Genomic DNA, 24696 nt, shown 5'->3' with positions numbered 1-24696 from the left:
TTTAGTGGCCGCGCTTGATCCACTCGTCCAGATTCGGGGCTTCCGCACCGATGGTGGTGGCGTCACCATGGCCGGTGTTCACTACAGTCTGTTCAGGCAGGGTCAGCAACTTGGTCCGAATCGATTCGATGATCGTTTCGAAGCTCGAGTAGCTGCGCCCGGTCGCGCCCGGGCCACCGTTGAACAGGGTGTCACCACTGAAGAGCACACCCAGATCTTCTGCATAGAAGCTGGTGGACCCCGGCGAGTGGCCCGGGGTATGTAGCGCCGTGAGGGTTGTACCAGCGATGGTGAACGTGTCACCATCGTTGATTTCAGCGTCTACGTCGCGCTCTGGGTAGACAGCATCCCAGAGCATGCGATCTTCCATGTTGAGGAAGAGCGGAGCATCCACGGCGTCAGAAAATTCGCCGGCTACTCGGATGTGGTCGTCGTGTCCGTGGGTGAGCACAACTGCCATCACTTCGCGTTCGCCGATGACTTCACGAATCTTCTCAATATCGTGGGCAGGATCAATGACTAGTACCTCTGAGTCATCACCGATGATCCAGACATTGTTATCAACGTCCCACGTGCCACCGTCGAGAGAGAAGGTACCTGAGGTAACTACGTTTTCGATACGAGCGGTCATTAGATTTCCACCACCGAACGCAGCACGGTACCTTCGTGCATCTTGTTGAAGGCTTCCTCGATCTGGTCAATAGAGATGCGCTCGGTGACAAAGGCACCGAGGTCAAGACGTCCGAGCTTGTACTGCTCAACCAGCATCGGGAAATCATGGCTTGGCAAGCAATCGCCGTACCACGAGCTCTTTAGTGATCCGCCGCGGCCGAAGACATCAAGCAATGGCAGTTCCAGCTTCATCTCTGGGGTTGGGACACCCACGAGCACAACGCGGCCGGCAAGGTCACGAGCGTAGAAGGCCTGCTTGTAGGTTTCTGGGCGGCCTACTGCGTCAATGACAACGTCGGCGCCGAAGCCACCGGTCAGTTCCTGGATAGCCTCAACAGCGTCAACCTTGGAAGAGTTAACGGTGTGGGTGGCGCCGAACTTCTTTGCACCTTCCAGCTTGTCTGCGTTGACGTCCACGGCGATGATGGTGGTCGCACCGGCTAGCTGCGCGCCGGCAATGGCAGCTGCGCCAACACCGCCACAACCGATCACGGCTACCGACTCGCCACGCTTTACTTCGCCGGTGTTGATAGCTGCACCGATGCCAGCCATGACACCACAGCCGAGCAGACCTACAGCTGCTGGATCAGCATCTTCGTCAACAATGGTGCACTGACCGGAGTGAACCAAGGTCTTTTCGGCGAAGGAACCAATGCCCAGTGCTGGGGATAGTTCGGTGCCGTCCTCAAGGGTCATCTTCTGGGTGGCATTGAAGGTATTAAAGCAGTACTTTGGCTGACCCTTGGCGCAGGCGCGGCACTGGCCACAGACTGCACGCCAGTTCAGGATAACGCGGTCGCCAACTTTGACGTTGGTGACGTTCTCGCCAATCTGGCTGACTACTGCGGTGGACTCGTGGCCCAACAGGTAAGGATATTCATCGCCGATGCCACCGAGCTTGTAGTGCAAGTCGGTGTGGCAGACGCCGGTAGTGAGCACGTCGACAACTACTTCTCCGGGACCTGGGTCCGGAACGATGATATCGACGACCTCAACTGGTGCGTCCTTAACACGGGAAATGACGGCTTTGACCTTATGAGGCATGGGATTTAACTCCTGAAACGATTGAGTGTTGCTGTTTCGATGCTATCGGTGTGTTCGGTACTAATCGAGCATTCGCGGCACAATGACGCACCCGGTTTCGCCCAGAGCCAAGTCGTCAGTGACTTTCACATCTTTTGTTGCTCTGCGGCTGGCTACTAGTGAAGCTGCGCAGAGATTTATTTTGCTGCGCAAGGTGCCCCAGTTCCCCTCGGCGCCAAACTGTCGGAGCCGATGACTAGTGTAACTATCGTTCGAACAAGTATTCGAATAGACTGGTTCTACTAAGTAAGGAGTGCACACGTGGGGATGTTCACCGAGTCAATTGAGGTTGCCCGTGCAGCAAACGGAATGCCACTGCGCGTGAAGTGGCAGGGGCGGGACTACCGACTGGTTGCTGAACCTCAGCGTTGGTTTGAACGTCGCAAGTGGTGGGACGAAAACCTGCGGATTCCTCGGGGGATCGGGGCAGGGCTCGCTGACTATGAGATGTGGCGCCTGCAGTTGGTTGCGGTGAGCGGATCCAAACAAGAGCACACCTTTGATGTGAGCTTTGATGCGCAAACCGAGAGGTGGCGGCTGGTGCGCGTGCATCAAGAGCTGGCCCAAAGCGCCTGAGCTTACGGGCAGGGGAACATATTTTCGAAGGACCGTTATGAGCTTTACCCATCTGAACGTCAGTTCTTCCTATAGCGCCCATTACGGGGTGTCGCATCCACGCACTCTGGCTCAAGCAGCCAAGGCGCAGGGAGCACCTATGCTGGCGCTTACTGATAGGGATGGGCTTTACGGGACGGTCAAACATGTAGCCGCCTGCATGGCAGAAGGTATAGCTCCCATTCTCGGAGTGAATCTAGCTGTACTCGATGACAATGGGGAAACTCTAGGCAGGATCGTTTTACTGGCGCAGGGACACAACAATGGTCTTGGATATGCAGCACTCTGCCGGGCTATCAGCCTCGCGCACAATACAGCTCACGGCGTGCCTGGGCTCAGCGCTAATCAGTTGGGCCAGCTAAGTAAAAGCGGAAACCTGATGCTCCTGCTGGGTGGTGAATCAGACGTAGCTCGAGCAATCCTGAAGGGGAATTACGCTAAAGCCCGCGGACTGTTGGCCGAGTGGAAAAAACGAGTTGGAAAAATGCTGCGGGTAGAAATCACCACGCACCTCTCCACTCCTGGCTCGCGCCACAGCTTAGGTGAAGCATCACGCCTACTGCGCTACGCCTACGAACGCCAGATCAAAGCGGTACTGTCCAACGCCGTGCGCTACGTAGACCCCGACGGGGCAGTCACCGCAGACATTTTGGACTCGGCGCGGGCTCTACATAGCCTGAAAAATCTGGATTTCTGCCAACCCAACGGGCAAGGGTGGCTGAAAACACCGCACGAGATGTTTCAACTGGCTACCGAAATCGGCCAAGCTACCGAAAGGAGCTGGGCGCACCAGATGCTGCGGGAAACCGAAGCGGTGGCACACTGGGCGGCAATAGATCCCGTAACGGACCTGGGGTGGAAGTCGCCGGTCATTCCGGAAGCCAGGGTGATCGGCCTGTATCGACCGGCCATGCAAGAACTCACCGATCGTGTATACGGGGCCGTGCCCACCCTATTACGAAACGAAGCACCAAACGTAGTAGAAGAACGCCTAGCCCTAGAGCTGGGCGTGATCGAACGGTTGGACTTCGCCGGCTACTTCCTCACTGTGGCGGAGACCGTAAACCTGATCACCGAGATGGGCGTACGCGTAGCCGCCCGAGGCTCAGGCGCATCCTCGTTAGTGAACTACCTTTTAGGTATTAGCCAAGTAAACCCGTTGGCCCACGACCTAGTGTTCGAACGTTTCCTCTCCGATACCCGCACCACCCTGCCCGATATTGATATTGACGTTGAATCCGCGCGACGCCACGAGATCTATCACAAGATTTTCTCCAGCTTCGGTGAGGAACGCGTCAGCCTGATGAGCATGCAGAATGCTTACCGCGCCCGTGGCGCTGTCCGCGACGCAGGTGCTGCCTTGGGTGTAGAGCAGGAGCAAGTGGACGAGATCGCCAAACAGCTCTGGCGCTTCTCTGCCTCCTCTTTCCGTGAAGCGCTGGTGGAGAAGCCAGAGTTAGCAGCGTTAGCACAGCGCATTACCGATGACACTCAGCTCGATATTCTCATTGACGCCACCGAACGATTGGACCGACTGCCAAGACATATCTCCATGCACCCCTGCGGGGTGATCCTCTCTGATGCGAGCTTGCTGGACCGTACCCCGGTGCAGCCCTCAGGCATCGGATTGCAGATGAGCCAGTTCGACAAGCACGATATGGACCTGATGGGGTTGATCAAGCTCGACGTGCTCGGGGTGCGCATGCAATCAGCCATCGCCTACACGCTTGAAGAGATCGCTCGCATGCACCCAAGCAAGGAGCAAGCGTCTCGTGCAGGCGGACACACTAACGACAGTTACATCGATGCCAGTGGAGCGATTGACCTAGCCAAGGTGCCACTCGATGATGAACCCACCTTTGATCTGATCCGCTCCACTCACACCCTGGGCTGCTTTCAGATTGAGTCCCCAGGACAGCGTGAACTGGTTGGCAAACTCGCTCCCCGTGAGTTTAACGATCTGATCATCGACATCTCGCTCTTCCGTCCCGGGCCCATGCAGTCGAATATGGTCAAGCCCTATCTAGAACACCGCCACGGATTCGCTCCCGCCCAATACCTGCACCCAGACCTGATCCCTGCGCTCGCCGAAACCCACGGGGTTACCGTCTTCCACGAGCAGGTGTTGCGCATGCTTGATGTGCTGACCGGCTGTGGTCTAGGGATGGCTGATGTCTACCGGCGCCTGCTTGGCAACCCAGAGAAAGAACCAGCCGTTGAACGCTACGTGCGTACCGAGGCAACCAAGCGCGGCTACAGCCAGGAAACTATTGATCAAGTCTGGGAGGTGCTCTCTGGGTTCGGGTCCTTTGGCTTCTGCAAAGCCCACGGGGCTGCCTTTGCCGTACCCACCTATCACTCGGCTTGGCTCAAAGCGCATCACCCCGAGGCTTTCCTCGCTGGGATCTGGGAACACGACCCAGGCATGTACCCCAAACGATTACTGGTTTCCGAAGCGCGGCGTATGGGCGTCCCTATCCTCCCGCTAGATATCAACCGCTCCAACGGACACTATCGAGTCGAACGAGTATTCGAATACGCTCCAGCGAAGGTTCCCATGGTGCCCAGAGCCGTAGGATCACAACGCCCCGGACGCTACGGAATCCGGTTAGCCTTCCGCGACATTCACCAGATGAGTGAACGCGAAGTCCAGCGACTAGTGGCGGGCCAGCCATATGAGCACCTCGCAGATGTCCGCGCCCGCGCAGGGCTCTCACGACGTACCTACCAAAACCTTGCCGCGCTTGGTGTCTTTGACTCTTTACTGGCAGGAACCTCTCGTGCCGATACAATCGCTCACACTCAATCGATGGTGCACAGCTCTCTGCCGGCCAAGTACCGTCCCGGCCCCGGCCAACTGGCACTGGACCTCGGGCAGATCGAACACATCAAAGCCACCGGAACACAGCTGGACCCGGCCGAGGTAGTACGCACCGAACTAGACCTGATGCACCTAGATGCCAGTGAGCATTTGATGACTTCCTATAGGCGCAGGCTCTCACACCTGCCTATTACCCAAGCAGCGGAACTACTACACCTGCGTAACGGCACCGAGGTACTAGTCGCCGGAGTGCGCATAGCCACTCAAACACCACCTATGCGTGGCGGTAAACGCGTGGTCTTCATTTCCGTGGATGACGGGACCGGCTGTATCGATGCCACCTTCTTCGATGACACACAACAACGCACCGGGCCTTTACTCTTCTCTACCCGCATGTTGCTCATCCATGGAGTCACCCGACGCACCGGACCACGTGGCATCTCACTACAAGCACTGAACGCTTGGGATCTGCATCAGTCAGAATCGTTGCCGGTCGCCGGATACCTTGAAGAACAAGGACGACCGCAAATTAGTTACCGACCAAAGTTCGGCGAGGGCGCACGCAAGAGCGAGAGCGTCGGCGAACTCGCCAAACGTATGGAGGCCGAAGGGCTTGATCAGCGTGGGGCGTGACTAAACCGAAGAAATATGCCCGTTGGCATCGATAACAAACGAAGGGTTATGCACAAAGTCCCAACGGAAACCATCCGGATCAGCTACGCACGCACTCTTGCCACCCCACGGCTGCACCGTTGGCTCAGAGATCGAGCTAGCGCCCGCATCCAGCGCTCGCCGGTAGTGATGATCCACTTCATTATCCGAATGCACGTTATGCCCCAAAGAAAGTGGGGGAGCCATTTTGCTGTGACCGACATTTCCGTACTCGGACGGCATCTGTTTTACATCCCAAAGGGCAAGCATCAGACCGTAGCCTGCGCGGACAAAAGCGATCTCCGGGTGAGCTGGTTGAACCAGTTCGAACCCCAAGCCCTCGGTGTAGAACTTGGTGGAAATTCCGACATCGCGCACACCGAGGGTGATGGCGCTGATTACCGGGAAAGCAGGTTTGTTCATGACATAAGCCTAGGCTTCTGAGATAACAGAAGCCATGGATGATCGAGCTTTCCACGAATTTTCGAGTCCCACTGGTGCACGGGTTAGCGGAGTTTGTTCTAGGAGTCTTGACCAGTGGGCCCAAAGAGTTTGGGTATGTCATGAGCCTGTTTAATGCAGACTCGTTGTTGAACGAATCACATGTGGGTCAACAATCCTCCCGAAACCCGAAGTGAACGCGCGCTGAAGTGAGGTCCTGAACTAAACTGGATTCTGGCTGGCTGTGGCCAAGGTATGCCACAAGCTATGAAGCCATCCCAGATTGAAAGGTAGAACCCGATCTCATGAGCGAGCAGCTGACTCTCACCATTGACGGCGAGCAGGTACAGGTGGACGCGGGAACAACCGGTCTGCAGTATTTCACCAATGATAAAGACGTGGTTGTTATGCACGTCGATGGTGTCCTACGCGACCTGGCCCGCGAACTTGTTGCTGGAACCACTGTCACCCGCGTAACCATCACCGACCCAGAAGGGTTGGAGGTGCTGCGTCACTCCACTGCCCACGTCATGGCTCAAGCTGTGCAGCAGTTGCGCCCCGATGCCAAGCTGGGCATTGGACCGTACATCACTGACGGTTTCTACTTCGACTTCGATGTCGCTGAGCCATTCACCCCAGAAGATCTGAAGCAGCTGGAAAAGATGATGCTTAAGATCGTCAACCAGAACCAGCTCTTTGCCCGCCGTGAAGTTTCGCCAGAAGAAGCCAAGGCAGAAATGGCTAACGAGCCATACAAGTGCGAGCTGCTGGCCAAGGCTGACTCGGCCGATACCTCCGGTGAAGGCGTGACCGTTGAGGTGGCCGCCGGCGAAACCACCATCTACGACAACGTTGACCGCAAGTCCGGCGACATTGTGTGGAAGGATCTTTGCCGCGGCCCGCACCTGCCAAACACCAAGCTGATCAAGAACGCTTTCTCGCTGACCCGTTCGGCCGCCGCCTACTGGTTGGGAAGCGAAAAGAACAAGCAGCTGCAGCGCATCTACGGTACCGCATGGCCAACCAAGGAAGACCTCAAGGCCTACCAGGAGCGTCTGGCTGAGGCTGAGCGTCGCGACCACCGCAAGCTCGGTGCCGAGCTGGACCTGTTCTCCTTCCCGGATGAACTTGGCTCGGGCCTGCCGGTGTTCCACCCTAAGGGCGGCATCATCAAGCGCGAGATGGAAGACTACGTGCGCGATCGCCACGTAGAAGAAGGCTTCCAGTACGTGGGCACCCCACACATCTCCAAGGATGGGCTCTTCCACACCTCGGGTCACTTGCCTTACTACGCGGACACCATGTTCCCGCCACTTCATATCGATGAAGAGCGCGACGAAGATGGCAACATCACCAAGCCGGGTCAGGAATACCGTCTGAAGGCAATGAACTGCCCGATGCACAACCTGATCTTCCGTGGCCGCGGACGTTCTTACCGCGAACTGCCACTGCGCTTGTTCGAATTCGGTCACGTCTACCGCTACGAGAAGTCCGGTGTGGTCCACGGCCTAACCCGCGTGCGCGGTTTCTCCCAGGATGACTCGCACTCCTACGTCACCAAGGAACAGGCACCGGCTGAAGTTGAGCACCTGCTGAACTTCATGCTTTCGTTGCTGCGCGACTTCGGTATGGATGACTTCTACCTGGAGCTATCCACTCGCGATCCTGAATCGGATAAGTTCATCGGGTCGGACGAGCAGTGGGAAGAAGCCACCGCCGTGCTAGAACGTGTCGCCACTGAAACCGGTGTTGAGCTGGTTGCTGATCCAGGTGGAGCCGCATTCTACGGTCCGAAGATCTCGGTTCAGGCTAAAGATGCCATCGGCCGTACCTGGCAGATGGGTACCGTTCAGTACGACTTCAACCAGCCTGCACGATTCGGTCTGGAGTACCAGGCTGCTGACGGAAGTCGTCAGGAACCGGTCATGATCCACGCTGCGAAGTTCGGATCCATCGAGCGTTTCTTGGGCGTACTGACCGAGCACTACGCTGGTGCTTTCCCTGCATGGCTTTCGCCGGTCCAGGTTCGCGCCATCCCAGTGGCTGAGGCTTTCAACGATTACCTTTCCGAGGTTGTCGCCAAGCTCAAGGCTCAGGGTGTTCGTGTTGAACTGGACGACTCAACGGATCGTTTCCCAAAGAAGATCCGCAACGCGTCCAAGGACAAGATTCCGTTTGTACTCATCGCCGGTGGCGAAGATGCCGATGCGAATGCAGTGTCCTTCCGCTTCCGCGACGGAAGTCAGGAAAACCAGGTGCCAATCGACGATGCAGTAGCTCGCATTGTTGAAGCCATCAAGAGCCGCGATAACAACAACTAGTTGCTACTAGTGCCGATAGGGAGCCCATAAGTATGCAGGAATCAGATCAGTCCGTCACCGACGATTTTGAACTCGCCGGTGTGCCGGATTCGTTCCAGCGCCTATGGACTCCCTATCGGATGGCTTACATCAAGGGCGGCCAGGACCAAGTCAAAGATGAGGCTAGCTGCCCGTTCTGTGCTGGTCCCGGTCGCACGGATGAAGAAGCGTTGATCGTGCACCGCGGGGAAACCTGCTACGTGATTTTGAATCTCTTCCCGTACAACCCGGGGCATTTGCTGGTGTGCCCCTACCGCCATGTGCCTAACTACACCGACATCACGGTGGAAGAAACCGCAGAAATGGCGGCGCTGGCTCAGCAGTCAATGCGGGTTTTGCGTAAGGTCTCGAACCCAAGCGGTTTTAACTTGGGCATGAACCAGGGTGAATCCGGGGGAGCGGGAATTGCTGCTCACCTGCATCAGCACATTGTGCCTCGATGGAGCGGAGACGGGAATTTTTTCCCGATCATTGCTCAAACAAAAGCGATCCCGCAGACACTTTCTGAGGTTCGTGAGGCCATCGCTGCGGCATGGGACAGCGAGAACCCGAGCTAAACACACATCAGTGTTGTATGGCGGTAGGAATATCCAATTATTCCTACCGCCACTTTCTGTTTAACCCCGGTGATCAGTCGCCACGCACACCCAAGGTGCATTAACCCGAAGAAGAAGCTCTGACTAGGTAATTGAGGGCGAAACGCTATGTTACGCACTAATCTGCATCTAGGCGACTAATCTCCTAACGTAACAATATGACGAAACACCTAAGGTAATAAAGCAATCCACTCCTACGATTACTGGCGTACCACCTCGCTTTAAGCCTTATAAATACTGGTCCAAAGCGAATCCACGCAGTGTCGAGAGGAACTACTTTTCACCATGTCTACGAACAACCAGAACTCCGTCGTCGGATCTGACCGCGTTAAGCGCGGTATGGCCGAAATGCTCAAGGGCGGCGTCATTATGGACGTAGTCACTCCAGAGCAGGCGCGCATCGCTGAAGATGCCGGCGCCGTTGCAGTAATGGCTCTTGAGCGCGTTCCAGCCGACATCCGTGCACAGGGTGGCGTCTCACGCATGAGCGACCCAGACATGATCGATAGCATCATCAGCGAGGTCTCCATCCCAGTGATGGCCAAGGCTCGTATCGGTCACTTTGTTGAAGCTCAGATTTTGCAGTCCCTCGGTGTTGACTACATTGACGAGTCAGAGGTCCTTTCGCCAGCAGACTACGAGAACCACATCGACAAGTGGCCATTCACCGTTCCATTCGTTTGCGGTGCTACCAACCTTGGTGAGGCTCTGCGCCGCATCAATGAAGGTGCAGCCATGATTCGTTCCAAGGGTGAAGCTGGAACCGGCGACGTTTCTAACGCCACCGGTCACATGCGCAAGATCCGCTCCGAGATCGCCAAGCTTGCAGCCCTTCCAGAAGACGAGCTGTATGTAGCGGCGAAGGAACTGCAGGCTCCATACGAACTGGTCAAGGAAATCGCACACACCGGCAAGCTACCTGTCGTATTGTTCACCGCAGGTGGCATCGCTACTCCGGCCGACGCTGCCATGATGATGCAGCTGGGCGCGGACGGTGTGTTCGTAGGTTCCGGTATCTTCAAGTCCGGCAACCCGGTAGAGCGTGCCGAAGCAATCGTGAAGGCAACCACCTTCTTCGATAACCCAGACGAACTGGCCAAGATCTCCCGCGGTTTGGGTGAAGCCATGGTTGGCATCAACGTAGATGAACTGCCAGAGCCACACCGCCTCTCCGAGCGCGGCTGGTAAGAACTTCTCACCTCAGCATTGCTGGCCTCGATTCTCAAACTAGACACGAGGCGCATCAAAGCGGTCCGTCAGATTTTTCTGGCGGGCCGCTTTGCGTTCTACGGCAAGATTGTAGATTCCGACGAGCGATGCTGGAGAGCCTATTCGTGAGCATTCATCTGGGTCATTCCAAGACATCTGCGACCAGTTGCTCTTCCTTCTCGACGCTTTTCGCAATGTTCGGTCGGGCGCAAACGACACTCGAAGCAATACTTATCGCCGTGTGACGGGCCTATTTTGCCGGAGTTTTTTCGCCCCTAGGCTGAGGGTGTGTTCCACAGATGGAGCATCATCGAAGAGATCAACGCAGCCGCGTCAACACTGCTGCTTAGGAGGCCAACATGACTACTACCACCACCGCCACCCGCCTGAAACTTACAAAGCTCGGCGAACATATCGGTGCTCGCATTGAAGGCCTGGACCTTTCCGGACCCTTGGACTCCCAGACCGTTGATGCGATCCGATCGGCGCTGAACGAACACAAGGCGCTAGTTTTCAGCCAGTCGGGAATCGAAACGGACGAGCAGCAAGAACTCTTCGCCTCGCACTTTGGTCCGTTGACTACTGCCCACCCGACGGTGACCTTCAGCGAGCAGGAAAAGAAGACGGTACTACCGGTAGATAGCGAACAAGCCATCGCCAATCAGTGGCACACCGACGTCACGTTCATTGTTAATCCACCTCAAGCTTCTACGCTTCGTGCAATAACGTTGCCTCCGTACGGCGGAGAGACTCTGATTGCTAACGCGGCTGCCGCGTACCGCAGCCTACCTACGGAGATTCAAAAACTTGCTGACGGGCTGTGGGCTGAACACTCTAACGATTCCGACTACGTGAGGCCGCGGACGGTAAACACCGATAAGGAGAAGGCGTACCAAGAAGCCTTCGTCTCGGAAAAGTACCGTACGATCCACCCGGTAGTTCGCGTTCACCCGCTGACTGGAGAGAAAGGGCTGTTCATCGGTACCTTTGCCAGGCACCTGAAGATTGTTGGCGTCTCACCATACGAGTCCCACGACATCCTGCGTTTGCTCCAGAGCCACGTGACTCGCCCGGAGAACGTACTGCGCGTAGCGTGGGAGCCGAACCAGTTGGTGCTCTTTGATAACCGCATCACCCAGCACTACGCTATCGACAACTATGGCCGCGCACCTCGCAAGCTCAACCGCATCACCGTTGCTGGCGACATTCCACGCAGCGTTGAAGGAAAATCAAGCTACTCGGTTGAGGGTGACGCTTCGCATTACTCTCCGATTGTTGACCCTGCCTAAATCAGGGGAGCAGTAAGCAGCCGAACTCGTTTGTTCCGCTCGTTCGATTGCCGATCCTTCGCCGAGGTCGAATTCCAACTAGGTGCGATCTCGACGAAAGAGAAGAAAGAGTTCGGGGCAAGCCGCTGTAGTAAATTGAAGTGCATGAGCGAGATCATTTTTGATGCAGCAGTGACCCTGAACGGCTACCTGGCCGACGAGAGCCACAGCATGCAATGGCTCTTTAACGTCCCTGGAGCCCAAGAGCCAGACCCGGACTTGCTTCCGCAGAACGTGCGCGTCCACGTTGAAGGTGCCAATACGTATATGTGGATGCTTGAAAATGAGCAGCTAATCGAAAATCCACAAAAGTGGCAGGAATTCTATCCGGGTATCACGACCTACGTGTTTACCTCGCGGGATCTTCCTATCCCGCAGGGCGCCGATGTACGACTGGTTAACGCGTCCGTTGCTGAGATACTGCCACACATTCGAGAAGTCGCCGGCGAACAGAACATCTGGGTGCTCGGTGGTGGCGAACTTCTTGGACAATTCTTCGATATTGACGCCATCGATACGTTGGCCCTGACCGTCGCGCCAGCCGCACTGTCCGGTGGGGCTGCCTTACTACCTCGCACCATTGGTAGCGAACGGTTAGAACTTTCCGAGGCAAGGAAGGCGGGCGCGTTTGCTCGCTTGGTGTATCGAGTGCTTCGCTCCGAATAAACAAGAAACAAACAGGTGCGCGGTGCACAGAAAATATTTTCTGTGCACCGCGCACCTGTTTACCTGGCTATAGTTTTGCTACTAGTTCCAAGACCGAAGAACCAAGTGGCGACCGCGACCAAGTAATTTCAGACCGTTGGCCGTGAAGAAATCAGCGCTTGACGGCGTCGCTGCAGCAAGCAACTCCACCGCAGTCTCTTCGTCAGGCGGTGAGAGCGGATTGATCATGGAGCGCGAAAGCCCTTGAAGCAGTGCTGTGCCAGCACCCTGACGGCGGTATTCCTTGCCCACTGCCAGCGAATGAATCATCAGCTGACCGCCCAAACCCTGCTGAGCAAAACCGCGACCAACGATCTCGCCTTCATCGGTTCGTGCCAAAGCGTGCTCTACACGGCGTAAGGCCGGATGCCCGCTAGAAAGCTGGCTGCTGAGATCTCGCCACAAATTAGTGACGTTCAGCTCGGAAGCATCGGCACCGGTGGCTTCAGGAACGTTATTGCCCAGGCGAATTTTGCCGGCCCACCGATCCATCGGAATAGCCAAAGGTCCAGCGTGCCAAGATACTTGTGCGTTGTCAGAGAAACCTACGGCTTTCAGTTCAGCGGAGTCAGACCCAGCATTAACCCAAGCTTCCACCCGGCGGGCGCCTAATCGTTGGCCCTCGGCCAGTGCTGGGCGCAACCCTGAGGGCTCCGGGTTCTCCGGGAACAGCAAGATCAAGCGCTTGCGCACCGGTTGCCATGCCCATGAGCACCCGTGGGTGGTAAAAATCTTGCCGCCTGTGGCAACTGCTAGTGCCTGATGCCAGTGGCTCAGTGCTTCCTGTGCGGAGGCAATCGTCGTCATTATTCTGCGTTCACCAATCCTCGACGGCGCAGCAACGGCTCTACCCGAGCGGTGCGGCCACGGAACAATTCATAGGACTTTAGGGGATCGCGCGTGTTACCGCGCGAAAGTAGTTCCTGACGGAACCGACTTCCATTTTCGCGCATCAAGCCACCATTTTCCTCGAACCACTGTACAGTGTCGGCGTCGAGTACTTCACTCCATATGTAGGAGTAGTAGCCAGCTGAGTATCCGTTGGCGAAAATGTGCTGGAAATAACCGGTCCGGTATCGTGGCGGAATCAGTTCTGTATCAAAACCAGCATCGTTGAGAACCTGCTGTTCGAACTGCAGTGGATCTTCGATGACGGCACCAGCGCGAATCGTGTGCCATGCCCAATCCAGCACGCTGGCCGCGAGATATTCGGTGGTAGAAAAGCCCTGACCCCATAGCCCGGCGTCACGCACCTTACTAATGGTTGCTTCGTCCAGCTTCTGGCCTGTTTTATGGTGCAAGGCATAGCCGGGTATGACCTGCTGATCCAAAACCCACATCTCGTTGACCTGTGAAGGGAATTCGACAAAATCGCGGGGGACTGAGGTGCCTGAAAGGGAAGCGTATTTACCGTTGGAGAACATGCCGTGGAGTGCGTGACCGAACTCGTGGAACAACGTATTGGTTTCATCCAGTGACAGCAAGACGGGTTCACCGTCAGCCGGAGCCGAGATATTCAACGTGTTAGTCACAATGGGCAGTTCGCCAAAGAAGGATGCCGCATCACGCAGGCTTGTCATCCAAGCGCCACCCTTTTTAGTTTCACGGGCCAAGTAGTCGCCGGTGTAGAGAGCCAGCGGGCTGCCATCAGCGTCGAAAACCTCGAAGACGCGGACTTGCTCGTGATACGTAGGTAGGTCAAAGCGTTCCGTGAAGGTGATGCCATATAACTTGGTAGCGGTAGCAAAGACGCCATCAATCAGAACTCGATCAAGCTCAAAGTAGTTCCGCAGCTCCTCGGAATCCACCGCGTATTCATCACGCAACACCTGGTTAGAGTAAAACTTCCAGTCCCATGCGTTGAGCTCATGGCCAGCAACCTTGGCAAGAATTTCGGCTTCTTTACGAGCATTGGCAGTGGCCGCTGCGGTAAGTTCAGCCAGTCGTTCTTGGACTGCCGCAGTTGAAGGGGCGGTTGCCTGGGCGAGAACTGTTTCGGCATGGTTGGCAAAGCCGAGTAGCTCAGCACGTTCGGCGCGAAGAGCAGCCATCTGTGCAGCAAGATGGATCGTTGGGTTCTCGTCGGTTCCACGGGAGATCGAGGCCATGAAGACCTTACGACGAGACTCGCTGGAGGTCAGGGATTCAAGCAGTGGCTGCTGGGTCGGAGATACCAAGGGCAGAAGGTAGCCCTGAGCATGCCCGGCTTGTTTGGCAGCCTGAGCCGCCGAGTCGATGGCTTGTGTGCTCAACCCGGCAAGTTCGTCGGTGGATTCAAAGAGCACCGCATGTGCGTTTTGGTTCTCCAACACACGATTGCCGAATTGGCTCGAAAGCTCCGATAGCTGTGCATTGAGTTCTTTGAGCTTTTGCTTTTCGGATTCGTCCAGCGCCGCGCCGGAGAGTTCAAAGTCCTTTAGGGTCTGTTTCGCTAGACGAGCGTCTTCGCCCTCCAGCTGTGAACAATTAAGGGCTTGTAAACGCAAGTACAAGGTTTTATTTAGGTAAATCTCGTCTTCTTGCGCACTGTAGATTGCCGACATCTGGGATTGGATGGCTCTGATTGGTTCAGTTCCATGAGCGGACAAGACGCTGAAGTACGTCATCATTGCCCGACGCAGGGTTTGTCCGCTGCTTTCAAGCGCTTGGAAGGTATTGGCGAAGGTTGGCTCGCCAGGTTCAGAGGCAATGCGCTGTAATTCTTCGCGTTGTTCCGCGGCACCGAGTTTGGCCGCTTCCAAGTAGTGATCGGCAGTAATCGAGTCAAAGGCCGGCCATTGGTAAGGGCGGGTACTTGGTGTCAAGAGCGGATTTTGCATAAGCATAGGCTTTCATAAGCAACGTGATTTAGCTTGCATTAACACCCCTGAGGTCATACTGGGCTAGGCTCAAAGCATGCATCAGCGTGTGGCCCTCGTTACTCGATCCCTGACTGCCGGCTTGCTTGGTATTGCTCTGCTCTCGGGCTGTTCGGCTACCGACACCCCGAACCAGAACAGTCAGTCTTCCGCGCAGCACACGCCGTCAGGCACTGCATCAAATCCGGACAGTACCGGTGCGGAGAATGCCGATGTTGATCGTGATCAACCAAAAGACTTCTCACTGATGGTCACCGGCGATGTCCTCTTGCATCCTGCGCTTTTGGACGAGGCGAAAACATCCGCCCAAGCACAATCGGGCAACGGTGAAGATTATGATTTTTCACCGCTACTAGCCGGGCTCAAGCCATACGCTCAGGACGCGGACGCGGCCCTGTGCAATCTTGAAACACCTATAGGAAAGCCACCATATTCGGGCTACCCGCGCTTCACTGTCCCTGAACAGATTCTCGCTGATTTGAAAGACGTGGGGTACGACGGTTGCACCACGGCGACCAACCACACCGTGGATGCCGGAACCTCCGGAGTGAACCGGACGCTGGATGCGCTAGAGGAGCATGGACTTTTTGCCACTGGCTCCTACCGCACACACAAGGATTCTCAGAAGCCACCGATTATGGAAATTGATGGCGTGAAGCTCGGGGTAGTGACCAGTACCTTTTCGCTTAATGGATTAGCTGCCGATGCAAACTGGCAGGTCGATACCGGTGTTGACGCACAAAGGTTAATCAACCGAGCCAAAGCGGCGAAAAAGGCCGGGGCTCAAATTGTTGTGGCCGCGATTCACGACGGAACCGAATACACCAACCGACCCACCGCCGAGCAACAAGATCTTGGTCATGCGCTGGCTGACTCCGGGGCCTTCGACTTCATCTACATGCACCACACGCATTCGGTGCTTCCTATTGAAAAGTACGACGGCACCTGGATTGTTTACGGGCTGGGAAACTCGGTAGCCAAGCACGCGACCAAGACCATCCTGAACCGCGAAGGCATCAGCGTCAAAGCGACATTTAGCGAAGGCAAAAAGTCCGGGGACTGGGAAGTTAGCAAGCTTGAATGGGTTCCGCATCAGCTCTCTAAGTCGCCAGTGAAATGGTGCGAAGTTTTTGACGTCTCCGATTGTCTGCCTGCTGCTGATTCCAAAGCGTCTTTAGCAAGGACCAAGGCCACGGTGAACGCGTACGGTGCCATTGACGATGGGCTTCAGCCATGGCGTCTGGATTAAATTAGCGCACTGGCCAAGGAGCCCAGCGGCCATCGTGCGGAAGAATTTCACGGGCCCTGGCCAAGCGTGCGGGCGAAATATCTTCGAAGCTGCGCGATTCCTCGGCGAATCCCAGTGCCTTGACATCAAACAGATGCGTTACTAGTTGCTGCTCCCAGTTCATGATCTCGACGAAGGCCCCGGAGACTACTGCGTCGATCCATTCCTCAAGCTCGTCAAGCATCTCGGGAACTGACTCATCACAACCATCGCAACCGCAGTTAGGAGTGATTCTCCGGAATAAGGCTCCGAATTCAAGATGCACGCTAGGAAAGTTAGTGAAAACCAAAGCCATCGGTGCACACCGCGAATCCTCAGGAAAAAGTCGAACCGAAGCAATCAGATCTTGATCCTTCACGCGAAGCAGCCTAGCTAGTCCGGGATCTTCGTAGCGACGCACTTTGAAACGCGCGCACATCCATTCCAGCAGCGCCTGAGCCACCTCATGCACCGGCGCAAAACGGTGCGGGTGGGCGACCTGGGTATACGCGTCCTCCGGTGGCTGGGAATCCCAGCGGTTTCCATACTCAATCGGCAGACCGCGAGCGTCAAGAAAATCCGCAATGGTGATCTGCGGTCGTTGGTATCCGTGGAGCATTGGCAACACCCTTGCTTTGACGTGGTTAGTAACAGGCTATCGCCTTGACTCGCCATGCGTGGCTTCTGGCCGGTTGGCCACAACCAAAAACTGGGAGTGATGATGTCAATGGATGGCGTCGCCGTCGAATCATGGCGTAGGAAAAGGCGACACACCGTGCAACAAAATTAGCTGGTACGAGCAAGGGTACTAACGTTGTTTCGGCGCGAAGTGCGCCATGTAGCCCTCGAACTCTAAAGGTCACACCCATGCCGAAATTTGGCGTCCTCGCCCTTCAAGGGGATTTCCGTGAACACCTTGCGTCTTTGGAACGTTTGGGCCAAGCAGCACAGATAGTACGCACCCCTGAGGATCTTAAGCAGGTCGACGCGTTGGTCATCCCTGGGGGAGAGTCCTCTGTCATCGACCGGCTGTCACGTAACTATTCGCTGGCCGAACCGATCAAGGAACGCATAGCGGCAGGAATGCCGGCGTACGGCTCCTGTGCCGGAATGATCATGCTGGCTGACCGGATTGAAAACCCTGCGGTCTCCAGTGCCGGCGCAGTACAGCAAAGCTTTGGTGGAATCGACATGACGGTGCGTCGTAATGCCTTCGGCCGACAAGTGGATTCTTTCGAATACCAGCTGGACTTCAACGGTAAAAATCTCGAAGCGGTCTTTATCCGTGCACCCGAAGCGGTGCAAGTAGGACCCGAGGTGCAGGTGATCAGCATGGTTCCGGCTGAGGATGAGCGCGAACAGGGTAGAATTGTTGCAGTACGTCAGGGAAATTTGTTGGCAACCAGCTTTCACCCGGAAGTCACCGGCAGCACGGCGATCCACGAATTTTTCATCCAACTCACGCGAGGAGACGCTTAAAGCATGTCAGGCCACTCCAAATGGGCAACCACCAAGCATAAGAAGGCTGCAATTGACGCCAAGCGCGCCAAGGCCTTTGCAAAATTCATTAAGGGTATCGAAGTTGCAGCCCGTGCCGGCGGCGCCGACATGTCCGGCAACCCGGCACTGGAACTTGCTGTTAGCAAGGCCAAGAAAAACTCCGTGCCAATCAATAACATCGACCGCGCAGTCAAGCGTGGTGCTGGCCTGACCGGCGAAGTTATTGACTACACCGAGATCATTTACGAAGCACGTGGCCCACAGGGCTCGGCTTTGCTGATCGAGTGCCTTACCGATAACAAGAACCGCGCAGCTTCTGAGGTTCGTGTTGGCATCACCCGCAATGGTGGAACCATTGCAGACCCAGGTTCGGTTTCGTACCTGTTTAACCGTCAGGGTGTAGTCCGCCTGCCAAAGGGCGAGCTGAGCGAAGACGACCTGTTGATGATCGTTCTCGACGCCGGCGCGGACGAGATTCTGGACGAGGACGACAGCTTCGCTATTGTCTGCGATCCATCGGATCTGCGTGCTGTTGCCGCTGCGCTGGACGAGGCAGAAATTGCCTACGAGTCCGACGAAATGGAATTCATCCCTTCGATGAAGGTTGATCTGGACGTTGAGGGTGCTCGCAAGTTCCTTCACCTCTTCGACGCTCTCGAAGAACTTGACGATGTGCAGAACGTTTACACCAACGCTGATCTATCCGACGAGGTTCGCGCCGCGCTGGACGAAGAGCAGTAGGACTTGACCCTTCGCGTTGTCGGCGTCGACCCCGGACTGACCCGTTGTGGTCTGGCCGTGGTCGACGTCGCCGCAAACAGACAAGTTTCGCTGGTTGATGTCACCGTCGCCGGCACCCCACCAGGAACTCCACTGGACGCCCGACTGCTAAAGATCGCCAACGCCATTGATGAATGGCTTGATCTTCACAAGCCGGACGTATTGGCCATCGAACGCGTTTTTGCTTCGGCAAACGTGTCCACAGTCATCGGTACCGCCCAGGTTACCGGGGTAGTGATCACTGCTGCGGCTCGTCGCGGAATCCCCGTTGCTCTGCATACTCCCACCGAGGTCAAAGCAGCGGTCACCGGTTCTGGACAAGCAAGCAAGGCAGCCATTGGCAAAATGGTTGCGAAGATTTGCCGTCTGGAGGAAGCTCCAAAACCTGCTGATGCCGCCGATGCGGTGGCCTTGGCTATCGCCCACGGATGGCGTGGTGCAGCTTCTGGATCCAATGCTTCAGCCTCTGCAGCTGGTGCGACCGGCTCATCGCAACTCACCGGTGCGCAGCAAGCCTGGATCGCCGCCGAGGCATCGGCCAAGCGACGAGCGGTCCGACGGTAGTAGCTGCGACCCACCGGCGCATTGCGCACGTCGCTATTCGTAAGTATCTTCGATAAGCTAGGTTCGATCGAACATATATCCCAAGGAGTGGCATGATCAGCTCATTGACCGGCACCGTTCAACTGGTGTCCCTGAATACCGCGGTAATTGATGTCAACGGCTTCGGCATGCTGATCAACGCCACCCCCGGAACGCTGGCAACTTTGCACGTTGGACGTGAAGCTACCGTCTTCACCTCCATGGTGGTCCGCGAAGATTCAATGACACTCTTTGGCTTTGCCGGCGCCGATGAACGCGACGTGTTCGAAGTTCTCATTTCGGTCTCCGGTATTGGTCCTCGCACCGGTTTGGCCATCCTTGCCGTGCATAGTGCCGAAGAAGTACGCATTGCTGCAAACACCAAAGACACCGCCGCTTTCACCAAGGTCTCCGGCATTGGTCCCAAGGGTGCCAGCCGAATTGTGCTGGAACTGAACGGCAAGCTGGTGCCAACCGGTGCTCCCGTGTCATCAACGACCACCATTGGTAACGCCAGTGTTTGGGAGCCTCAGGTCATTGCAGCGTTGACCGGTCTGGGTTGGAGCGAGAAGGATGCCACCAGCACGCTTAATTCGCTCACCAAGGCTGAACCTGAAATTGTTTCGGGCGGAAATGTCGCCGAAATCCTCCGCGCTGCTCTGCGCAGCATGTCTAGCGGGACCCGGGCCTAACCGGCGGTCGAGAGGACCATCATGAAGAATGACTCCACTGGGCTAACCAATGCGGGCAGCGAGCCTGAGGAACGCGTCCTAGAAGCGGCCCTTCGCCCACGAAATCTCGACGATTTTGTTGGCCAGTCGCGGGTTCGCCAGCAGCTTTCGCTGGTTCTTGAGGCTGCAAAAATTCGCGAACGAACTGCAGACCACGTTCTACTTTCTGGTCCTCCAGGGTTGGGAAAAACCACCCTGTCCATGATTATTGCCGCCGAGATGAACGCACCTCTACGCATCTCATCGGGACCAGCTATTCAACACGCAGGTGACCTCGCAGCAATTCTTTCCTCGCTGACCGAAGGTGAAGTGCTCTTCCTGGACGAAATCCACCGCATGTCGCGTCCCGCCGAGGAGATGCTCTACATGGCGATGGAGGATTTCCGCGTAGATATCATCGTTGGTAAGGGCGCCGGAGCAACGGCCATTCCACTGGAACTGCCACCCTTCACGCTCGTTGGCGCAACCACGCGTGCCGGTCTGCTGCCTGGTCCTTTGCGTGACCGTTTTGGATTCACCGGCCACCTAGAATTTTATACAGCCAAAGAGCTCGAGTTGGTGTTGCGCCGTTCGGCGATGATGCTCGACTTGAGCGTGACGTCGTTAGCGTTCACCGAGATTGCCGGTCGATCGCGTGGAACACCGCGTATCGCCAACCGCCTGCTGCGCCGAGTCCGCGACTGGGCCTTGGTGCACAAACTCGAAGAGATCGACCACAAGGCTGCGGCCGCTGCCCTTGATATGTACGAAGTTGATGCCCGCGGCCTGGACCGTCTGGACCGCGGCGTATTGGAAGCGTTGTGCACAAAGTTTGGCGGGGGACCGGTAGGACTATCCACCCTAGCTATTGCCGTGGGTGAAGAGACTGAAACCGTTGAGACCGTTGCCGAACCGTATCTAGTGCGCGAAGGGCTGATGGGCCGTACGCCTCGTGGACGTATTGCAATGCCGGGAGCATGGGAGCATCTGGGCCTAAAAATGCCCAAGGATGCAATCTTCGCCAACGCACAAAGCTATGAAAACGATGAGGATTAGGCAAGCAAAGCTTCACTGCTCGCGTAAATGGTCTGCCGGTAGACAGTAACCGATTAGACTGAAGACGCCCGACCTATGCCCGTATACGGGTCAGGTGGGCGTCTTTGTCGTTAACGTGCGCAGTAGGGCGTTTCGGCATCCCAGAACTTTTGATTAAAACGCAACGAATCGTTAGCAGGTAAATACGTGAATTCCCTCGTAATCGCTCAGGCCGCCGGTGGCGGCTTCAACCCATCGCTGATCCTGATGGTGGCGCTGTTCGCAGTGCTGATCTTCATGATGTTCCGCGGACGTAAAAAGCAGGCAGCTCAGCAGGAAAAGCTGAAGACCAACACCGTGCCAGGTGCCAAGGTCATGACCAACTCGGGTATCTTCGGTACCATCGTGGGCGTTGACGCAGAAGATCACGTACAGGTTGAGGTTGCTAACGGCGTTGTGCTGACCTTGCACCGCCAGGCCATCTCCACTTTCTTGGACAACGAGCCAGCTGCAACCGCAACTGATGCCGCTCCTGCCGTAGAAAATGCTGATGCAACCAGCGATGTCGCTGAAACCCCTGAAGAGTCCCTGCGTCGTCTTAACGACCAGGGTAAGGACGAACGCAACTCCTAAGTCCGGGGTTGGCAGCGGTGGCCCGAATGTTCAGCCACCAAAACGAGAAAGCACAATAGATGTCATCAATCAGACCAGTAAAGCAGGCGCGCAAGGCGTTGCTGTGGTTACTGATCGTCTTCATCATCGCAACCGGCGTGCTGGTGGCTGGTGCAGCGACAGGTAAAACCGCGTGGGGGCCCAAGCTGGCCCTCGACCTTGAAGGCGGCACCGAGATGATCTTGGCCCCCCGGGTTCAAGGTAATCAAACGATTAATCAGGAACAGCTGGACCAAGCGGTAGAAATTATCCGCCAACGTGTGGATGGATCTGGTGTTTCAGAACCTGAAATCACCACCCAGTCCGGTCGTAACGTTGTAGTCTCCATGCCTGGTACTCCTGATCAGGCCACGCGTGACCTGATCCAAGCATCTGCCGCAATGGAGTTCCGCCCAGTTTTGGTTTCGGGCGCTTACGAGGCGACCCCTAAGGACAAGCGGACTGCTAAGGCGGAGCTGCCAAACCCGAAGGATGAGCCGAAGAATGCTTCGGATACCAGCTGGGTCACCGCGGATCTGTACAAGCAGTTTGAAGCCTACGATTGCAAGACCGAGCTGGCCAAGGGTAGCGGCGAAGACGCTGATCCTAAAAAGCCAATGATTTCTTGCGATACCGGCACGCAGGCGAAGTACATTCTTGGCCCTCAGGAAATCCCTGGCGACCAGATCTCTGACGCTTACGCTCAGTTGGCACGTGGATCCAATGGATCGGTGACTGGTGAATGGGTTGTTGTTATTGAATTCAACCAGCAGGGCACCAAGACCTTCGCAGATACCACTCAGCGACTGGTAGCACTTCAGGGTGCACAGAACCAGTTTGCGATTGTGCTTGATGGCGAAACCATTTCGGCTCCAACCACCAACGCCGTAATTTCCGATGGTCGCCCTCAGATCTCTGGCGGCTTCACGCAGGAGACTTCTCAGGCGTTGGCCGAGCAGCTCAAATACGGTGCGCTTCCGATCAGCTTTGATATCCAGTCCGAGCGTCAGGTCTCCGCTACTCTCGGTGCTGACCAGCTGAAGGCTGGCCTCATTGCCGGCGTCATCGGTCTAGTTCTGGTCTTCATCTACTCGCTGTTCCAGTACCGCGCACTGGGCCTTGTCACCATTGCGTCCCTGTTGGTTTCAGGCATCCTGACTTACTTGGCCCTGGTCCTGCTCGGTTGGGGAATGAACTACCGGCTTTCGCTGGCTGGTGTTGCAGGTTTGATTGTTGCCATTGGTTTGATCGCTGACTCGTTCATCGTTTACTTCGAACGTGTCCGAGATGAATTGCGCGACGGCCGTCCGTTGGCAAGCGCCGTGGATATTGGTTGGGGACGTGCCAAACGCACCATCCTTGCTTCCAAGGCAGTGAACCTGCTGGCCGCCGTGGTGCTTTACATTGTGGCTGTTGGTAACGTGCGAGGCTTCGCCTTCACCTTAGGTCTAACCGCACTCATCGACCTCGTCGTTGTTTACGGACTAACGCACCCGACCTTGGTATTGCTGGCCCGCACCCGATTCTTCGCTGACGGACACCGACTATCCGGTCTGGACCCTTCGTTGTTGGGCGTTGAGCCACTGTACAAGGGCGCCGGGCAGATCCGTCGATTCGGCGAAAATGCTGAGGCTAACCGTGGCAAGAAGAACGCGAAGGCCTCAGGCGAAGCAGCAAAGCGCATGACCATTGCCGAGCGTCGTCGCGCCGAGGCGCTACAGTCTTCACAGCCGGGCAAGCAGGAGTCCAAGGCGCAGGAGGAGAACAATGAATAAGCTAGTGACGTGGGGCAACGAGCTCTACACCGGCAAGCGTTCCTACCCGTTCACCTCCAAGCATCGCCTCTGGTTCGCCATTGCTGGCGCGTTGGTGATCCTTTCCATTCTGATTCCAGTGGTTAAGGGCGGCTTCAACCTCGGTATCGATTTCCGTGGCGGTTCAGAATTTACCGTTTCGGGCGTGCAGAACACTGACATCAAAATCGGTGAAGAAGCTGTTACCTCTGTGGCTTCGGGTTCTGAAGCGACAGTTACTAACATTGCGCAGAACACTATGCGTGTTCAGACCGAACGCCTAAGCGATGACGAGACCTTGGAAATTGCACGGGCCTTGGCTGACGGATACCAAGTCCAAGCTAAGGAAGTAACCAGTAACTTCATCGGTCCAACCTGGGGCCAAGACGTATCGCGTCAAGCCTTGGTAGGACTAGTTGCCTTCGTGGTGCTTGTCGGGTTGCTCATGGCTGTCTACTTCCGCACCTGGAAGATGTCGTTGGCTGCAATCGTTGGTTTGTTCGTTGTCATCATCGTGACCGCCGGAATCTACTCGATTTCCGGTTTTGAGATTACTCCAAGCGCGATCATCGGTTTCCTAACGATTCTGAGCTATTCACTGTATGACACGGTGGTGGTGTTCGATAAGGTTCGAGAGAACACCAAGGACTTCACCAAACAGTCACGCAGAAGCTTTGAACAGTTGGTGAACCTCGCGGTAAACCAGACGCTGGTTCGTTCCATCAACACCTCGGTTGTTGCTGTTCTTCCAGTTGCGTCGATTCTGTTCATCGGTTCCTACATGCTTGGTGCAGGTACGCTCAAGGATCTTTCGTTGGCCTTGTTCGTCGGCATTATCATTTCGGCACTGTCCACTCTGTTCGTTCAAGCGCCGTTGTACCAATGGCTGCGACGCAATGATGCAGATGTTGCTGAACATACAAAGTCGATCGCTCAGGCATAGTCCGCAGTAGCTTAAAAGAGGCACTTCCAGCACTCGCTGGAGGTGCCTCTTTGCAACTGCGTGAAGCGGTGTAATTAGTTGTCACCGGCCGAACGT

The 24696-nt window shown here is 56.0% G+C and carries 22 protein-coding genes; 16 read left to right on the top strand and 6 right to left on the bottom strand.

Going from position 1 to position 24696, the window contains the following annotated elements:
• Nucleotide 1: 1 nt before the first annotated feature.
• Nucleotides 2-631, bottom strand: coding sequence for an MBL fold metallo-hydrolase (locus ACT3RW_RS08755; RefSeq protein WP_131088301.1), 630 nt, complete (start codon nucleotides 629-631; stop codon nucleotides 2-4).
• Nucleotides 631-1716 (bottom strand): S-(hydroxymethyl)mycothiol dehydrogenase, encoded by a 1086-nt coding sequence (locus ACT3RW_RS08750; RefSeq protein WP_131088300.1) that lies wholly within the window; start codon nucleotides 1714-1716, stop codon nucleotides 631-633. Before ACT3RW_RS08750 ends, ACT3RW_RS08755 begins: the two co-directional genes overlap by 1 nt.
• 306 nt (nucleotides 1717-2022) lie before the next feature.
• On the opposite strand from ACT3RW_RS08750, the gene ACT3RW_RS08745 reads away from it, so the two are divergent.
• Nucleotides 2023-2331 carry a DUF6504 family protein gene (locus ACT3RW_RS08745; RefSeq protein ID WP_347559253.1) on the top strand — a complete coding sequence of 103 codons (309 nt, stop codon included), beginning with the start codon at nucleotides 2023-2025 and terminating at the stop codon, nucleotides 2329-2331.
• 37 nt (nucleotides 2332-2368) lie between these two features.
• Nucleotides 2369-5824, top strand: a complete 3456-nt coding sequence (locus ACT3RW_RS08740) for a DNA polymerase III subunit alpha (RefSeq protein WP_444613498.1) — start codon at nucleotides 2369-2371, stop codon at nucleotides 5822-5824.
• Here the strand turns inward: ACT3RW_RS08740 and ACT3RW_RS08735 are convergent, their stop codons facing one another.
• Nucleotides 5825-6265, bottom strand: coding sequence for a VOC family protein (locus tag ACT3RW_RS08735; RefSeq protein WP_444613497.1), 441 nt, complete (start codon nucleotides 6263-6265; stop codon nucleotides 5825-5827). It lies immediately after the preceding gene.
• 323 nt (nucleotides 6266-6588) lie between these two features.
• Between ACT3RW_RS08735 and thrS the strand changes: the two genes are divergently transcribed.
• The 5 genes from thrS to ACT3RW_RS08710 all read left to right on the top strand — a co-directional run bounded on the left by thrS (nucleotide 6589) and on the right by ACT3RW_RS08710 (nucleotide 12442).
• The gene (gene thrS / locus ACT3RW_RS08730) at nucleotides 6589-8604 is read left to right on the top strand and encodes a threonine--tRNA ligase (protein ID WP_444613496.1); all 2016 of its coding nucleotides are present in this window, start codon (nucleotides 6589-6591) and stop codon (nucleotides 8602-8604) included.
• Nucleotides 8605-8636: 32 nt separating this feature from the next.
• On the top strand, nucleotides 8637-9200 hold the full coding sequence (locus ACT3RW_RS08725) for an HIT family protein (protein ID WP_131088295.1): 564 nt from the start codon (nucleotides 8637-8639) through the stop codon (nucleotides 9198-9200).
• A 324-nt stretch (nucleotides 9201-9524) separates the two neighbouring features.
• A complete protein-coding gene (gene pdxS / locus ACT3RW_RS08720; RefSeq protein WP_131088294.1) occupies nucleotides 9525-10427 on the top strand; it encodes a pyridoxal 5'-phosphate synthase lyase subunit PdxS in 903 nt (300 codons plus the stop codon).
• 380 nt (nucleotides 10428-10807) lie between these two features.
• Nucleotides 10808-11737, top strand: a complete 930-nt coding sequence (locus ACT3RW_RS08715) for a TauD/TfdA dioxygenase family protein (protein WP_444613495.1) — start codon at nucleotides 10808-10810, stop codon at nucleotides 11735-11737.
• A gap of 144 nt (nucleotides 11738-11881) precedes the next feature.
• On the top strand, nucleotides 11882-12442 hold the full coding sequence (locus ACT3RW_RS08710) for a dihydrofolate reductase family protein (protein ID WP_444613494.1): 561 nt from the start codon (nucleotides 11882-11884) through the stop codon (nucleotides 12440-12442).
• An 81-nt stretch (nucleotides 12443-12523) separates the two neighbouring features.
• On the opposite strand, the gene ACT3RW_RS08705 is transcribed toward ACT3RW_RS08710, so the two are convergent.
• Complete coding sequence (locus ACT3RW_RS08705) at nucleotides 12524-13288, bottom strand: GNAT family N-acetyltransferase (protein ID WP_444613493.1); 765 nt, start codon at nucleotides 13286-13288, stop codon at nucleotides 12524-12526.
• On the bottom strand, nucleotides 13288-15300 hold the full coding sequence (locus tag ACT3RW_RS08700; protein ID WP_444613492.1) for a M3 family metallopeptidase: 2013 nt from the start codon (nucleotides 15298-15300) through the stop codon (nucleotides 13288-13290). Before ACT3RW_RS08700 ends, ACT3RW_RS08705 begins: the two co-directional genes overlap by 1 nt.
• A 76-nt stretch (nucleotides 15301-15376) precedes the next feature.
• Here ACT3RW_RS08700 and ACT3RW_RS08695 point away from each other — a divergent pair, with 76 nt between their 5' ends.
• Entirely contained in the window at nucleotides 15377-16588 is a 1212-nt protein-coding gene (locus ACT3RW_RS08695; RefSeq protein WP_444613491.1) for a CapA family protein, read from the top strand.
• 1 nt (nucleotide 16589) lies between these two features.
• Here ACT3RW_RS08695 and ACT3RW_RS08690 read toward each other — a convergent pair whose 3' ends face one another.
• Complete coding sequence (locus ACT3RW_RS08690) at nucleotides 16590-17225, bottom strand: DUF6226 family protein (RefSeq protein ID WP_444613490.1); 636 nt, start codon at nucleotides 17223-17225, stop codon at nucleotides 16590-16592.
• Nucleotides 17226-17473: 248 nt separating this feature from the next.
• Here ACT3RW_RS08690 and pdxT point away from each other — a divergent pair, with 248 nt between their 5' ends.
• From pdxT to secF, 8 genes are all read left to right on the top strand, one after another.
• Entirely contained in the window at nucleotides 17474-18085 is a 612-nt protein-coding gene (gene pdxT / locus ACT3RW_RS08685; protein WP_131088287.1) for a pyridoxal 5'-phosphate synthase glutaminase subunit PdxT, read from the top strand.
• A 3-nt stretch (nucleotides 18086-18088) separates the two neighbouring features.
• On the top strand, nucleotides 18089-18847 hold the full coding sequence (locus ACT3RW_RS08680; protein ID WP_131088286.1) for a YebC/PmpR family DNA-binding transcriptional regulator: 759 nt from the start codon (nucleotides 18089-18091) through the stop codon (nucleotides 18845-18847).
• Nucleotides 18848-18850: 3 nt separating this feature from the next.
• Nucleotides 18851-19450, top strand: a complete 600-nt coding sequence (ruvC, locus tag ACT3RW_RS08675) for a crossover junction endodeoxyribonuclease RuvC (RefSeq protein ID WP_131088285.1) — start codon at nucleotides 18851-18853, stop codon at nucleotides 19448-19450.
• A gap of 92 nt (nucleotides 19451-19542) precedes the next feature.
• Nucleotides 19543-20160: a Holliday junction branch migration protein RuvA gene (gene ruvA / locus ACT3RW_RS08670; RefSeq protein WP_131088284.1), complete on the top strand. Its 618-nt coding sequence runs from the start codon at nucleotides 19543-19545 to the stop codon at nucleotides 20158-20160.
• 21 nt (nucleotides 20161-20181) lie between these two features.
• Complete coding sequence (ruvB, locus tag ACT3RW_RS08665) at nucleotides 20182-21234, top strand: Holliday junction branch migration DNA helicase RuvB (protein ID WP_444613489.1); 1053 nt, start codon at nucleotides 20182-20184, stop codon at nucleotides 21232-21234.
• 186 nt (nucleotides 21235-21420) lie between these two features.
• Nucleotides 21421-21846 carry a preprotein translocase subunit YajC gene (gene yajC, locus ACT3RW_RS08660; protein ID WP_131088282.1) on the top strand — a complete coding sequence of 142 codons (426 nt, stop codon included), beginning with the start codon at nucleotides 21421-21423 and terminating at the stop codon, nucleotides 21844-21846.
• Nucleotides 21847-21905: 59 nt separating this feature from the next.
• Nucleotides 21906-23639 (top strand): protein translocase subunit SecD, encoded by a 1734-nt coding sequence (gene secD, locus ACT3RW_RS08655; RefSeq protein ID WP_444613488.1) that lies wholly within the window; start codon nucleotides 21906-21908, stop codon nucleotides 23637-23639.
• On the top strand, nucleotides 23632-24600 hold the full coding sequence (gene secF / locus ACT3RW_RS08650; RefSeq protein ID WP_131088280.1) for a protein translocase subunit SecF: 969 nt from the start codon (nucleotides 23632-23634) through the stop codon (nucleotides 24598-24600). Before secD ends, secF begins: the two co-directional genes overlap by 8 nt.
• Nucleotides 24601-24696 lie beyond the last annotated feature (96 nt).

Source organism: Glutamicibacter sp. AOP5-A2-18, assembly GCF_052446055.1.
Taxonomy (GTDB): domain Bacteria; phylum Actinomycetota; class Actinomycetes; order Actinomycetales; family Micrococcaceae; genus Glutamicibacter.
This window is presented reverse-complemented; position numbering and strand designations above follow the sequence as displayed.

Excerpts from the sequence above, each read along its gene's own strand:
- secD (WP_444613488.1), top strand. The coding sequence starts at position 21,906 with ATGTCATCAATCAGACCAGTAAAGCAGGCGCGCAAGGCGTTGCTGTGG.
- ACT3RW_RS08690 (WP_444613490.1), bottom strand. The coding sequence starts at position 17,225 with ATGCTCCACGGATACCAACGACCGCAGATCACCATTGCGGATTTTCTT.
- ACT3RW_RS08680 (WP_131088286.1), top strand. The coding sequence starts at position 18,089 with ATGTCAGGCCACTCCAAATGGGCAACCACCAAGCATAAGAAGGCTGCA.
- ACT3RW_RS08735 (WP_444613497.1), bottom strand. The coding sequence starts at position 6,265 with ATGAACAAACCTGCTTTCCCGGTAATCAGCGCCATCACCCTCGGTGTG.
- ACT3RW_RS08745 (WP_347559253.1), top strand. The coding sequence starts at position 2,023 with ATGTTCACCGAGTCAATTGAGGTTGCCCGTGCAGCAAACGGAATGCCA.
- ACT3RW_RS08705 (WP_444613493.1), bottom strand. The coding sequence starts at position 13,288 with ATGACGACGATTGCCTCCGCACAGGAAGCACTGAGCCACTGGCATCAG.
- ruvA (WP_131088284.1), top strand. The coding sequence starts at position 19,543 with ATGATCAGCTCATTGACCGGCACCGTTCAACTGGTGTCCCTGAATACC.
- ACT3RW_RS08750 (WP_131088300.1), bottom strand. The coding sequence starts at position 1,716 with ATGCCTCATAAGGTCAAAGCCGTCATTTCCCGTGTTAAGGACGCACCA.
- ACT3RW_RS08755 (WP_131088301.1), bottom strand. The coding sequence starts at position 631 with ATGACCGCTCGTATCGAAAACGTAGTTACCTCAGGTACCTTCTCTCTC.
- ACT3RW_RS08700 (WP_444613492.1), bottom strand. The coding sequence starts at position 15,300 with ATGCAAAATCCGCTCTTGACACCAAGTACCCGCCCTTACCAATGGCCG.
- pdxS (WP_131088294.1), top strand. The coding sequence starts at position 9,525 with ATGTCTACGAACAACCAGAACTCCGTCGTCGGATCTGACCGCGTTAAG.
- ACT3RW_RS08725 (WP_131088295.1), top strand. The coding sequence starts at position 8,637 with ATGCAGGAATCAGATCAGTCCGTCACCGACGATTTTGAACTCGCCGGT.
- ACT3RW_RS08715 (WP_444613495.1), top strand. The coding sequence starts at position 10,808 with ATGACTACTACCACCACCGCCACCCGCCTGAAACTTACAAAGCTCGGC.
- ACT3RW_RS08695 (WP_444613491.1), top strand. The coding sequence starts at position 15,377 with ATGCATCAGCGTGTGGCCCTCGTTACTCGATCCCTGACTGCCGGCTTG.
- secF (WP_131088280.1), top strand. The coding sequence starts at position 23,632 with ATGAATAAGCTAGTGACGTGGGGCAACGAGCTCTACACCGGCAAGCGT.
- ACT3RW_RS08710 (WP_444613494.1), top strand. The coding sequence starts at position 11,882 with ATGAGCGAGATCATTTTTGATGCAGCAGTGACCCTGAACGGCTACCTG.
- ACT3RW_RS08740 (WP_444613498.1), top strand. The coding sequence starts at position 2,369 with ATGAGCTTTACCCATCTGAACGTCAGTTCTTCCTATAGCGCCCATTAC.
- ruvB (WP_444613489.1), top strand. The coding sequence starts at position 20,182 with ATGAAGAATGACTCCACTGGGCTAACCAATGCGGGCAGCGAGCCTGAG.
- pdxT (WP_131088287.1), top strand. The coding sequence starts at position 17,474 with ATGCCGAAATTTGGCGTCCTCGCCCTTCAAGGGGATTTCCGTGAACAC.
- thrS (WP_444613496.1), top strand. The coding sequence starts at position 6,589 with ATGAGCGAGCAGCTGACTCTCACCATTGACGGCGAGCAGGTACAGGTG.